Raw genomic sequence first — 12,526 nt, forward strand, 5'->3', positions numbered from 1 at the left:
GCGCCGACCGTACGGTCGGCCTCGGCGCAGGGTCAATCCCCTTGACCAGGAACGGACTTGATCGAACGCCGGTGCGGCGCGCGGTGGTCCGTCAGTGCCTCACCCCGTGTCGCTCAGCCACCGGTAGAGCAGTTCGGGGCGGCCGATCTGGCCGTAGTGCGGGGTGCGGGCCGCGCGGCCCGCCTCCACCAGGTGTTCCAGGTAACGGCGCGCGGTGATGCGGGAGATGCCCACCTCCTCGGCGGTGGCCGCCGCCGAGATGCCGTCCTCGGCGCCGCGCAGGGCGTCGGTGACCGCCTGGAGGGTCGCCTGCGTCAGCCCTTTGGGCATCGCGGCGGGCCGTGGCGCGCGCAGCGCGGCGAGGGCGCGGTCCACCTCCTCCTGGCCGCTGGCCTCGCCCGCGGTCGCCCGGAACTGGGCGTAGCGCAGCAGCCGGTCCCGGAGCGTGGAGAAGGTGAACGGTTTCAGCACGTACTGCACGACACCGAGCGAGACGCCGTCGCGGACGACGGCGAGGTCACGGGCGGAGGTCACCGCGATGACGTCCGCGCCGTGCCCGGCCGCGCGCAGCGCCCGCACCAGCTGGAGGCCATGGCCGTCGGGCAGATACAGATCCAGCAGCAGCAGGTCGGCGGGGGTCCGCTCCAGCAGCCGCTGGGCGTCCCCGCCACTGTGGGCCGTCCCGACGACGGTGAAGCCGGGGACGCGTCCGACGTACATCCGGTGCGCGTCCGCCGCGACGGGGTCGTCCTCGACGACGAACACCCGGATCGGCGCCGGGTGCGTCTGCGGCGGGCTCATGGACGGACTCCTCTCGGCGGCGCGGGGCGGTAGGGACGGCTCGAGCTCGGGGCTCCAATTTACGGAGCGTAATCGACGTCGGCTAGGCCCTGCCCGGGCCCTGTCGCCCCGCCCACGGCCCGGACACGGGCTCGGCCGCCCCGGGCGGGGGTCAGCGGGCCCGGGACGTGGCCGTCAGGGGGAGGCGGACGGTGAACTCCGCGCCGCCGTCCTTCCCCGTCGAGACCGTGACGGTGCCCGCGTTCCGGCGGACCGCCTGCTGGACGAGGGCGAGGCCGAGGCCCCGGCCCGGGGCCTTGGTGCTCCAGCCGCGCCGGAAGATGTCATCGGCCGCCTCCGGACCCAGCCCGGCCCCGGTGTCGGCGACGCGGAGGACCAGCTCGTCGTCGGCCGCGCGCGCGGTGACCGTGACGCGGGCGCTGCGGGCGGCGCCGCTGCCGACGCCCTCGGTGGCCGCGTCGGTCGCGTTGTCCAGCAGGTTGCCGAGGATCGTGACCAGGTCACGGGCGGGCAGCCCCGGCGGCAGGACGCCGTCGTCGATCCGGCTGTCCGGCGCGAGGACGAGATCGACCCCGCGTTCACTGGCCTGGGCCGCCTTGCCCAGCAGCAGGGCCGCGAGCACCGGCTCCGCGACGGCGGCGACCACCTGGTCGGTCAGCGCCTGGGCCAGCTCCAGTTCGGCGGTGGCGAACTCCACCGCCTCGTCCGCCCGGCCCAGCTCGATCAGGGAGACCACGGCGTGCAGCCGGTTGGCGGCCTCATGGGCCTGGGAGCGCAGGGCCTCGGCGAAGCCACGCACGGAGTCCAGCTCTCCGGAGAGCGCCTCGAGCTCGGTGTGGTCGCGCAGGGTGACCACGGTGCCGCGCTGTTCCCCGCTGCTCACCGGGGAGGTGTTGACGACCAGCAGCCGCTCCGCGGTCAGGTGCAGCTCGTCCACCCGCGGCTCGGTGGCCAGCAGGGCGCCGGTCAGCGGCGGGGGCAGGCCCAGCTCGGAGACATAGGCGCCGACCGCGTCGCCGGACAGTCCCAGCAGCTCCCGGCCGCCGTCGTTGATCAGCGCGATCCGCCGCCGGCCGTCGAGCATCAGCAGCCCCTCGCGCACGGCGTGCAGCGCGGCCTCGTGGTAGTCGTGCATCCGGCTCAGCTCGGCGGCGTTCATCCCGTGCGTATGGCGCCGCAGCCGGGCGTTGATGACGTACGCGGCCAGCCCTCCGGCCGCGAGGGCGGCGAGTGCGACACCGAGCAGGGCCAGCAGCTGGCGGCGCACCTCGGCGCTGATGGTGTCCACCGTGATCCCCGCGCTGACCAGCGCGGTGATCCGGCCCCCGGCGTCGGTGTCGCGGACGGGGGCGACCACCCGCACCGAGGGACCGAGGGTGCCGGTGTAGGTCTCGGGGAAGATCCGCCCGCGCAGCGCGGGCCCGATGTGACCGAGGTAGCGGGCGCCGATCTGGTCCGGGTCGGGGTGGGTCCAGCGGATCCCGCGGGTGTCCATGATCGTCACAAAGGTGACCCCGGTGTCCCGGCGCACCTTCTCGGCGTACGGCTGGAGCCGGGCGCTGGGGTCGTCGGACCGCACGGCCGCGGCCACGGCAGGGGAGGCGGCGACGGCGGCCGCGGCGGCGGTGGCCTGACGGCGGGCGGCGGCCTCCGCCTGCCGCCCGTCGGTCACGTAGGCGAAGACGGCGCATCCGGCCACCAGGGCGGCCACCAGCACGACCTGCATCGCGAAGAGCTGGCCGGCCAGGCTCCGGGGACGGGGCACGCGCATGCCCATCAGTCTGCACACGCATCTTTGCGTGAACGAAATGAACGGAAGGGTGACCCCCGTCACAGGGTGGGGCATAGTCGCCGGGACCGTTCAAGGCGGTGTGCGAGCCGCACACGATGCAGCGCCGGGACAGTTGGACGGCACATACCGAAGGAGGCAGCACGGTGGCTGCGCAGACCTCGCCGACCGGACCGGGCCGGGCGACGCCCAAGGGGGCGAATCCCCAGCGGGCGAAGAAGGAAAGGATTCACTACCTCTATCTCGCCGTGATCGGCGCGGTGGCGCTCGGCATCGCGGTGGGCTTCGCGGCTCCCGACGTGGCGGTGGAGCTGAAGCCCATCGGCACCGGCTTCGTGAACCTGATCAAGATGCTGATCTCGCCGATCATCTTCTGCACGATCGTGCTGGGCATCGGCTCGGTGCGGAAGGCCGCGAAGGTCGGCGCGGTCGGCGGGCTCGCCCTCGGCTACTTCCTGCTGATGTCGACCGTCGCCCTGGCGATCGGTCTGGTCGTCGGGAACATACTCGAGCCCGGCAGCGGGCTGCATATGAGTCATGAGGCGGCCCAGGCCGGGCAGAGCCAGGCCGAGGGTGCCAGCGAGTCCACCGCGGACTTCCTGCTCGGCATCATCCCCACCACCCTCGTCTCCGCCTTCACCTCCGAGACGGTGCTCCAGACCCTCTTCGTGGCGCTGCTGGTCGGCTTCGCGCTCCAGGCCCTGGGCCGCACGGGCGAGCCGGTGCTGCGCGGTATCGGCCACATCCAGCAGCTGGTCTTCAAGCTGCTGTCGATGGTGATGTGGGCGGCGCCGGTCGGCGCGTTCGGCGCCATCGCGGCGGTCGTCGGCGAGACCGGTCTCGATGCGCTCAAGGCGCTCGCCGTCATCATGATCGGCTTCTATGTCACCTGCGCCCTGTTCGTGGTGGTCGTGCTCGGCACGCTGCTGCGGCTGGTCGCGGGGGTCAACCTCTTCCTGCTGCTGAAGTACCTGGCGCGGGAGTTCCTGCTGATCCTGTCGACCTCGTCGTCGGAGTCCGCGCTGCCGCTGCTGATCGCCAAGATGGAGCACGCGGGCGTCTCCCGCCCGGTCGTCGGCATCACCGTGCCCACCGGCTACTCCTTCAACCTGGACGGCACCGCGATCTATCTGACGATGGCGTCGCTGTTCATCGCCGAGGCGATGGGCGACCCGCTCTCGATCGGACAGCAGATCTCGCTGCTGGTGTTCATGATCGTGGCGTCGAAGGGCGCCGCCGGGGTCACCGGCGCGGGCATGGCCACCCTGGCCGGCGGCCTCCAGTCGCACCGCCCGGAACTGGTCGACGGCGTCGGCCTGATCGTCGGTATCGACCGCTTCATGAGCGAGGCCCGCGCGCTGACCAACTTCGCGGGCAACGCGGTCGCCACCGTCCTCGTCGGTACCTGGACCAAGGAGATCGACAAGGAGCGGATGAACGAAGTCCTCTCCGGACGGCTGCCGTTCGACAGTGAGGCCTTCGCCCAGGGCGGCGGCGGCCACGGCCCCGCGGACACCGGCTCCGGCGGCGGGGTGCCCGAGCAGCGCGGCGGTGACACGGCGAAGGAGCAGGTGCCCGCCTAGCGGCCCCGCTCCCGCCCGTTCCGTACGCCCCCGCGCGACCGCGGCCCCGCCCTCCTGAATCGGGGCGGGGCCGCTGCGCGGGAGGCTCGGCTAGACCGGCCGCAGCCAGACCGTGGCCAGCGGCGGCAGTACCGTGAGCACACTGGCGGGACGTCCGTGCCAGGGCGTGGCCTCCGCCTTCAGCGGCTCCGGGTTGGCCACCCCGCTGCCGCCGAACCGCTCCTGGTCGGTGTTGAGCACCTCGTACCACTCCGCCGTCCCGCCCGGCACCCCGATGCGGTACTCGTGGCGGACGACGGGGGAGAAGTTGCTGACGGCCAGCAGCGGGGCGCCGTCGGCGTCGAACCGCAGGAACGCGAACACGTTGTCCTCGCGCGCGTCCCCCTCCACCCAGGAGAAGCCCTCCGGAACGGTGTCCCGCTGCCACAGCGCTGGCGTGGCCGTGTAGACCCGGTTCAGCTCGCGCACCAGGTCCCGTACGCCCCGGTGGTCGGCCTCGGCGGAGTACGAGGGGTCCAGCAGCCACCAGTCCGGGCCGTGCCCCTCCGACCACTCCGCCCCCTGGGCGAACTCCTGCCCCATGAAGAGCAGTTGCTTGCCCGGATGGGCCCACATGAAGCCCAGATACGCACGGTGGTTGGCCCGCTGCTGCCACCAGTCGCCCGGCATCTTGGACACCAGCGCGCCCTTGCCGTGCACCACCTCGTCGTGCGAGATGGGCAGCACGTAGTTCTCGCTGTAGGCGTACACCATCGAGAAGGTCATCTCGTGGTGGTGGTACTTGCGGTGCACCGGCTCGTGTTCGACGTAGCCCAGCGAGTCGTGCATCCAGCCCATGTTCCACTTCAGCCCGAACCCCAGACCGCCGAAACCGCTGGCGCCCACGTGGTGGGTGGCACGGGTGACCCCGTCCCAGGCGGTGGACTCCTCGGCGATGGTGACCACCCCCGGACAGCGCCGGTAGACGGTGGCGTTCATCTCCTGGAGGAACGCCACGGCGTCCAGGTTCTCCCGGCCACCGTGCGCGTTGGGCGACCACTGGCCCGGCTCCCGGGAGTAGTCCAGGTAGAGCATCGAGGCCACGGCGTCCACCCGCAGCCCGTCGATGTGGAACTCCTCGCACCAGTAGACCGCGTTGGCCACCAGGAAGTTGCGCACCTCGGTGCGGCCGTAGTCGAACTCCAGCGTGCCCCAGTCCGGGTGGGCGGCCCGCTGCGGATCGGCGGGCTCGTACAGCGGACGGCCGTCGAACTCCGCCAGTGCCCAGGCGTCCCGCGGGAAATGGGCGGGCACCCAGTCGACCAGCACCCCGATGCCCGCCTGGTGCAGGGCGTCCACCAGGTGCTTGAAGTCGTCCGGGGTGCCCAGCCGCGCGGTGGGCGCGTAGAAACCGGTGACCTGGTAGCCCCAGGAACCGCCGAAGGGGTGCTCGGCCACCGGCATCAGCTCGACATGGGTGAAGCCCAGGTCCTTGACGTAGGCGGGCAGCTGCTGGGCGAGCCGGCGGTAGGTCAGCCCCGGCCGCCACGAGGGCAGGTGCACCTCGTACACCGAGAACGGGGACTCGTGCACCCGTCCGCCCTGGCGCCGGGCCATCCAGATCTGGTCGTTCCACTGGTGGCGCGAGAGGTGCACCACCGAGGCGGTGGCGGGCGGGCACTCGGTGCGCCGCGCCATCGGATCGGCGCGCACGGTGTGGCTGCCGTCGGGCCGGGTGATCTGGAACTTGTACAGCGCGCCCTCGCCGACCCCGGGCAGGAACAGCTCCCACACCCCGCTGCCGCCCAGGGAGCGCATCGGGAAGGCGGTGCCGTCCCAGTAGGTGAAGTCCCCGGTGACCCGCACCCCCAGCGCATTGGGCGCCCAGACGGTGAACCGGGTCCCGGCCACCCCCTGGTGGGTCATCGGATACGCGCCCAGCGCACGCCACAGCTCCTCGTGGCGGCCCTCGCCGATCAGATGCAGATCGAGTTCGCCGAGGGCGGGGAGGAAGCGGTAGGGGTCCTCCAGCTCCAGCTCGGTGCCCTCGTACGTCACCAGCAGCCGGTAGTCGGGGATCTCCGTCAGCGGCAGCACACCGGCGAACAGCCCGTCGCCCTCGGAGCGCAGCCGCGCCCGCAGCCCGGTGGCGGTCACCGTCACCGAGCGGGCGTACGGGCGCAGCGCCCGGATCAGCACCCCGCCGCGCACCGGATGGGCGCCGAGCAGACCGTGCGGATCGTGGTGGGCGCCGCCGAGCAGCCGCCGACGGTCGTCGTCGGAGAGGGCGGGCGCGGGCCGCACCCCGTGGTCGCCGTCGTCCCCCGGTACCGGATCGGGACCGGGCGCGGGGCCGCTGACCGGGCGTCCGGTGACCGGCCGTGCCCCGGCCGCCGCGTCGCCCGTACCGTCCGCCGCCGCGCCGTCCCGGCGCTGGGCGCGGGGGACGGGCGGGGAACCGTAGGAGACACGGGACCCGGAGCGATGCGGCCGGAAGGTCGGCGGGACCCCTGGGGCGGCGGGGTCCTGGCCCTCGCCGGGCTGGTGCGGACGGGACGGCGGACGTGCGGTCACGGGGTGGTCCTCCCGGAGGTGTCGGTGGCGAGGCGCCGGATCGCGGTCATGGGGACGGACAGCCAGTCGGGGCGGTGCCGGGCCTCGTAGAGGACTTCGTAGACGGCTTTGTCGGTCTCATGGGCGCGCAGCAGCTCCGGTTCGTCGCGCGGATCGCTGCCGGACGCCTCGGCGTAGCCGGCGCAGTAGGCGGCGCGGGTGCGCCCGGCCCACTTCTGGGGGTCCTCGTGGCGGCCGACCGCGGCGGCGTAGTCGAAGGAGCGGAGCATGCCCGCGATATCGCGCACCGGGGGCTGCGGACGGCGGCGCTCGGCCAGCGGCCGGGACGGTTCGCCCTCGAAGTCGATCAGCGACCAGCGGCCGTCGCCCCCGCCGGGGGCCGCCGCGGTCAGCAGCGCCTGGCCGAGGTGCAGATCGCCGTGGATGCGCTGGGCCGGCCAGGTGCGGCCCGCGCGGCCGAGTGCGGCGAGGTCCTCGTAGGCGTTGTGCAGTGCGGCGCGGTAGGGCTGGAGCGCGGGTACGGCGGCCGCGGCCGAGTCCAGCCGCTCGCTCATGGCGGCCGCCAGGTGCTCGATCTGACGGCGGCGCAGTACCGAGGTGGGCAGTGCGCGGGCCATCGCGAGGTGCACCTCGGCGGTGGCGTGGCCGAGTGCGCGGGCGGCCTCGGTGAAGTCGGCCCGTACGGCCAGGGCGTCCAGCGCCAGCCGCCAGCCGTCGGCGGAGCCCGTCAGATACGGCTGGAGCACCCCGAGGGTGAACGGCTCCGGCCGCGGCCCGGCGCCGTCGGCGGGCGGGGCGGCCTCGAACCAGGCGGCGGGCGCGGGGACCCGGGTGCAGTCGGTGCGGGCCAGGGCCAGCGGAAGTTCCAGGTCGGGGTTGGTGCCGGGGCTGACCCGCCGGAAGAGCTTGAGAATGAACGTATCGCCATAGACCACCGAGGAATTGGACTGCTCGGCGGTCATCAGCCGTGGGGCGAGGACGGAGGGAATGGCGGTGGCCGGTTCCCGGACGAAGCGCAGCGGGCCCAGCCGGCCGGGCACCCGCAGCCGCTCCAGCAGCAGCGCGGCGAGCCGGGGGTCGCAGAGCGCCTCGTACAGGGTGCGTCCGTCCAGCGGTCCGCCGTCCGGGCGTCCCACCAGCGCCGGGGCCAGCGGTGGCGGCAGCGCCGAACGCACCCCCAGCAGGATCTGGTAGCAGTCGCTGGCCGTCGTGCCGCGCCGGTGGCCGCAGCCGTAGCCGTGCCGGTGGCCGGGTGGCTCCGGCTGCTGGGCGCGGATCAGCAGATGGAGCAGTCCGGGGGTGGCGCCGCCCGCCGCGCAGGGCAGCAGCTCGGTGGCGGACACGAGCGCGAAACCGGTGACCGGGCGCCCCTTGCCCGCGAACCAGCGCTGCCGGGGGAGCCACTCGGAGAGCAGCGGCGCGAGTGAGGCGAGCAGCCCGCCCCCGTCCGCCGCCGCGGTGGTGCCCGCGGTGGCGGACGGGGGGTGGGCCCGCGGTACTGCGGTCGGCGGGTGGTGTGCCCCCCGGGAGAACGGAGCTTCCGGCATGGCGTCGCGTCCTTTCCCCGGGCACACGACAGATCAGGGCAAAGTGTCCCGGATTGCGGCATTGACTGTGCGACGGTGCGGGACGTGTCGGGCGAGGATCGTCCGTACGGTACGTACGGGGTGCGCGATCGGCTCCGCCTGTGGCGGTCCTAGGACAGAGTGCCCATGACGGGGTGTCGAAAACGCCCGTACGCGCCCCGGGGGGACGCGTACGGGTGTGGGTGCCGCGTTCGGTGGCCGAAACCCGATGGGTGTCCGGCGGGTGGGCTCAGTCGGCCCGGTGCACCGCGGAGCTCTCGTTGCGCCGCAGCCGGAACCAGTAGAAGCCGTGTCCGGCCAGGGTCAGCAGATACGGCAGCTCACCGATGGCCGGGAAGCGGACCCCGCCGATCAGCTCAACGGGATGGCGTCCGGCGAAGGACTGCAGGTCCAGCTCGGTGGGCTGGGCGAAGCGCGAGAAGTTGTTCACGCACAGCACCAGGTCGTCCTCGCCGTCCCGGGCGGTGGGCGCCTCGCGCAGGAAGGCGAGCACGGCCGGGTTGGAGGAGGGCAGCTCGGTGTAGGTGCCCAGGCCGAAGGCCGGGTTCTGCTTGCGGATCTCGATCATCCGGCGGGTCCAGTGGAGCAGTGAGGAGGGGCTGCTCATGGACGCTTCCACATTGGTGACCTGGTAGCCGTAGACCGGGTCCATGATGGTCGGCAGGAACAGCCGCCCCGGGTCGCAGGAGGAGAACCCCGCGTTGCGGTCGGGGGTCCACTGCATGGGGGTGCGGACGGCGTCGCGGTCGCCGAGCCAGATGTTGTCGCCCATGCCGATCTCGTCGCCGTAGTAGAGGATCGGCGAACCGGGCAGGGACAGCAGCAGCGCGGTGAACAGCTCGATCTGGTTGCGGTCGTTGTCCAGGAGCGGGGCCAGTCGCCGCCGGATGCCGATGTTGGCGCGCATCCGCGGATCCTTGGCGTACTCCGCGTACATGTAGTCGCGCTCTTCGTCGGTGACCATCTCGAGCGTCAGCTCGTCGTGGTTGCGCAGGAAGATGCCCCACTGGCAGCCGGACGGGATGGCCGGGGTCTTGGCGAGGATCTCGGAGACCGGGTAGCGCGACTCACGGCGCACCGCCATGAAGATGCGCGGCATCACCGGGAAGTGGAAGGCCATATGGCACTCGTCGCCGCCCACCGCGTAGTCGCCGAAGTAGTCGACGACGTCCTCCGGCCACTGATTGGCCTCGGCCAGCAGCACGGTGTCGGGGTAGTGGGCGTCGATCTCCGCCCGGACGCGCCGGAGCATCTCATGGGTCCGGGGCAGGTTCTCGCAGTCGGTGCCTTCTTCGGCATACAGATACGGGACGGCGTCGAGCCGGAATCCGTCGATACCGAGGTCCAGCCAGAAGCGCAGGGCGGCCAGTACTTCTTCCTGGACGGCCGGGTTCTCGAAGTTGAGGTCCGGCTGATGCGAGAAGAAGCGGTGCCAGTAGTACTGCTTGCGTACCGGATCAAAGGTCCAGTTGGAGGTCTCGGTGTCGACGAAGATGATGCGGGCGTCCTGGTACTGCTTGTCGTCATCGGCCCAGACGTAGTAGTCGCCGTAGGGTCCGTCCGGGTCGCTGCGGGACTCCTGGAACCACGGATGCTGATCGCTGGTGTGGTTCATGACAAAGTCGATGATCACGCGCATCCCGCGCTGGTGCGCGGCGTCGACGAACTCGACGAAGTCGGCGAGGTCCCCGAACTCCGGCAGCACGGCCGTGTAGTCCGACACGTCGTAGCCGCCGTCCCGCAGCGGCGAGGCGAAGAACGGCGGGAGCCAGAGGCAGTCCACGCCCAGCCACTGGAGGTAGTCCAGCTTGGCCGTGAGTCCCTTGAGGTCCCCGACGCCGTCGCCGTTGCTGTCCTGGAAGGAGCGGACCAGGACCTCGTAGAAGACGGCGCGCTTGAACCAGTCGGGGTCACGGTCCTTGGCGGGCGTGTCCTCGAAGGTGTCCGGTACGGGCTCGTTGACGATCATGGTGTGGGTGACCCTCCGATCGGTGAGGACGGTCGCAGGGAGAAGATGTGCGCGGGAGCCGGCTCACGCCCCGGCTCCAGGCGCACATAGTTGTCCCTGCCCCAGTGATAGGTCTCGCCGGTGAGCTCGTCGCGCACCGGGACGGACTCGTGCCATTCCAGGCCGAGTTCCGGCATGTTCAACGAGACCGTCGCCTCCTGGGTGTGGTGGGGGTCCAGGTTGACGACGGTGAGTACGCACGAGTCGCCCGCGCGCTTGGAGTAGACGATGACGGAGTCGTTGTCGGCGTGGTGGAATCTGAGGTTGCGCAGCCGGCGCAGGGCCGGATGGCGACGGCGCACCCGGTTCAGCCGGGTGATCAGCGGGGTGAGGGTGCGGCCCCCGCGCTCGGCGGCGGCCCAGTCGCGCGGCCGCAGTTCGTACTTCTCCGAGTCCAGGTACTCCTCGCTCCCGGCGCGCAGCGCGGTGTTCTCGCACAGTTCGAAGCCCGCGTAGACGCCCCAGGTGGGGGAGAGGGTGGCGGCCAGCACCGCGCGTGCGGCGAAGGCCGGACGGCCGCCTTCCTGGAGGTAGGCGTGCAGGATGTCGGGGGTGTTCACGAAGAGGTTGGGCCGCATCCAGGCGGCGGCGTCCCCGGACAGCCCGGTGAGGTACTCGGTGAGCTCCTGCTTGGTGTTGCGCCAGGTGAAGTAGGTGTACGACTGCTGGAAGCCGATCGCGCCGAGGGTGTTCATCATCGCCGGACGGGTGAACGCCTCCGCGAGGAAGAGCACATCGGGGTCGGTGCGGTTGATGTCGCCGATCACCTTCTCCCAGAACACCACGGGCTTGGTGTGCGGATTGTCCACCCGGAAGATCCGCACCCCGTGGGACATCCAGAACCGCAGCACCCGCTCGGTCTCCCGGACGATCCCGGCGAAGTCCTGGTCGAAGGCGATCGGATAGATGTCCTGGTACTTCTTGGGCGGGTTCTCGGCGTGTGCGACGGTGCCGTCGGCGCGCCGGTGGAACCACTCGGGGTGCTTCTCCACCCAGGGGTGGTCCGGTGAGCACTGGAGCGCGAAGTCCAGCGCCACCTCCATCCGCAGTTCCTGCGCCCGCGCCACGAAGTGGTCGAAGTCCTCCAGGGTGCCGAGGTCGGGGTGGACCGCGTCGTGTCCGCCCTCGGCCGAGCCGATCGCCCAGGGCGATCCCACGTCGTACGGGCCCGCGGAGAGCGTGTTGTTGGGGCCCTTGCGGAAGGCGGTGCCGATGGGGTGGACGGGCGGGAGATAGACCACGTCGAACCCGGCCGCGGCCACGGCGGGCAGCCGTTCGGCGGCGGTGCGCAGGGTGCCGCTGACGGGTCTGCGCCCCTCGGCCACCTTGGCCCCCTCCGAGCGCGGGAACAGCTCGTACCAGGAGCCGAACAGCGCGCGCTCCCGCTCGACCTGGAGCGGCATCGGACGCGAGGAGGTGACCAGCTCGCGCAGCGGATGGCGGTCCAGGGCGTCGGTGACGTCGGGGGCGAGGGCGGCGGCCAGCCGGTCGGCCACCGGGCGCCGCTCGTCGCGCAGTCCGTCGACCGCGCCGAGCACCGCCTCCCGGCCGTCGTTCTTGGGCACTCCGGCGGCGGCCCGCTCATGCAGCGCGGCGCCCTCCGCCAGGACCAGATCGGTGTCCATCCCGGCCGGGATCTTGATCCCGGCGTGATGGCGCCAGGTGGCGATCGGGTCGCTCCACGCCTCGACCGTGTACGACCAGCGGCCGGGCGCACCGGGGGTGATCTCGGCGCCCCAGCGGTCGCTGCCGGGGGCGAGTTCGCGCATCGGTGTCCACGGGCCGATGCGTCCGGCCGGATCGCGGAGGATGACATTGGCGCTGACCGCGTCATGCCCCTCCCGGAACACGGTGGCGCTGACCTCGAAGGTCTCGTCCACCACCGCCTTGGCGGGGCGGCGGCCGCAGTCGATCAGCGGGCGGATGTCCAGGACGGGAATGCGACCGATCATAGGATCACCTGACGGCGTTGCGGGTGTATGTGCTTCGGCGGCTTTTGTCCTTTGTATCGGTTCTGTCGCCGGGCGACGGGTTGCGGGCATGACAGCTCCTGTCCGCGTTCACTCTGGTGGGCGGATGGGGTCGGCCATGGGGGCGCGCTGGGACAGCCTTCCCCTACGACGGCACCGGGCGACCTTCCGGGTTCCCGTGAACTACCGGTTCGTAACGCCGGGTACACGGACCGGCCCCGCGCGTGGCGGGGCCG

7 protein-coding genes are annotated in these 12,526 nt (G+C 72.1%); 1 reads left to right on the forward strand and 6 read right to left on the reverse strand.

Annotation, left to right across the window (positions count from 1 at the left end; genetic code table 11):
* Positions 1 to 99: 99 nt before the first annotated feature.
* Both AC07FT_RS13440 and AC07FT_RS13445 read right to left on the reverse strand, forming a co-directional pair.
* On the reverse strand, positions 100 to 801 hold the full coding sequence (locus AC07FT_RS13440; protein ID WP_471204666.1) for a response regulator: 702 nt from the start codon (positions 799 to 801) through the stop codon (positions 100 to 102).
* Positions 802 to 952: 151 nt separating this feature from the next.
* Entirely contained in the window at positions 953 to 2,572 is a 1,620-nt protein-coding gene (locus AC07FT_RS13445) for a sensor histidine kinase (RefSeq protein WP_479176372.1), read from the reverse strand.
* 116 nt (positions 2,573 to 2,688) lie between these two features.
* Between AC07FT_RS13445 and AC07FT_RS13450 the strand changes: the two genes are divergently transcribed.
* Positions 2,689 to 4,173, forward strand: coding sequence for a cation:dicarboxylate symporter family transporter (locus AC07FT_RS13450; protein WP_479176432.1), 1,485 nt, complete (start codon positions 2,689 to 2,691; stop codon positions 4,171 to 4,173).
* A gap of 90 nt (positions 4,174 to 4,263) precedes the next feature.
* Here the strand turns inward: AC07FT_RS13450 and glgB are convergent, their stop codons facing one another.
* The 4 genes from glgB to AC07FT_RS13470 form a co-directional block, all read right to left on the reverse strand.
* A complete protein-coding gene (gene glgB / locus AC07FT_RS13455) occupies positions 4,264 to 6,456 on the reverse strand; it encodes a 1,4-alpha-glucan branching enzyme (protein ID WP_479176433.1) in 2,193 nt (730 codons plus the stop codon).
* A 266-nt stretch (positions 6,457 to 6,722) separates the two neighbouring features.
* Positions 6,723 to 8,273: a maltokinase N-terminal cap-like domain-containing protein gene (locus tag AC07FT_RS13460; protein WP_479176373.1), complete on the reverse strand. Its 1,551-nt coding sequence runs from the start codon at positions 8,271 to 8,273 to the stop codon at positions 6,723 to 6,725.
* Between the two features lie 268 nt (positions 8,274 to 8,541).
* The gene (gene treS, locus AC07FT_RS13465) at positions 8,542 to 10,281 is read right to left on the reverse strand and encodes a maltose alpha-D-glucosyltransferase (protein ID WP_471204660.1); all 1,740 of its coding nucleotides are present in this window, start codon (positions 10,279 to 10,281) and stop codon (positions 8,542 to 8,544) included.
* Entirely contained in the window at positions 10,278 to 12,272 is a 1,995-nt protein-coding gene (locus AC07FT_RS13470) for an alpha-1,4-glucan--maltose-1-phosphate maltosyltransferase (RefSeq protein ID WP_479176374.1), read from the reverse strand. Before AC07FT_RS13470 ends, treS begins: the two co-directional genes overlap by 4 nt.
* Positions 12,273 to 12,526 lie beyond the last annotated feature (254 nt).

It is taken from the genome of Streptomyces sp. NPDC045899 (assembly GCF_056431485.1).

Excerpts from the sequence above, each read along its gene's own strand:
- AC07FT_RS13440 (WP_471204666.1), bottom strand. The coding sequence starts at position 801 with ATGAGCCCGCCGCAGACGCACCCGGCGCCGATCCGGGTGTTCGTCGTC.
- AC07FT_RS13445 (WP_479176372.1), bottom strand. The coding sequence starts at position 2,572 with ATGCGCGTGCCCCGTCCCCGGAGCCTGGCCGGCCAGCTCTTCGCGATG.
- AC07FT_RS13450 (WP_479176432.1), top strand. The coding sequence starts at position 2,689 with ATGCAGCGCCGGGACAGTTGGACGGCACATACCGAAGGAGGCAGCACG.
- AC07FT_RS13460 (WP_479176373.1), bottom strand. The coding sequence starts at position 8,273 with ATGCCGGAAGCTCCGTTCTCCCGGGGGGCACACCACCCGCCGACCGCA.
- treS (WP_471204660.1), bottom strand. The coding sequence starts at position 10,281 with ATGATCGTCAACGAGCCCGTACCGGACACCTTCGAGGACACGCCCGCC.
- AC07FT_RS13470 (WP_479176374.1), bottom strand. The coding sequence starts at position 12,272 with ATGATCGGTCGCATTCCCGTCCTGGACATCCGCCCGCTGATCGACTGC.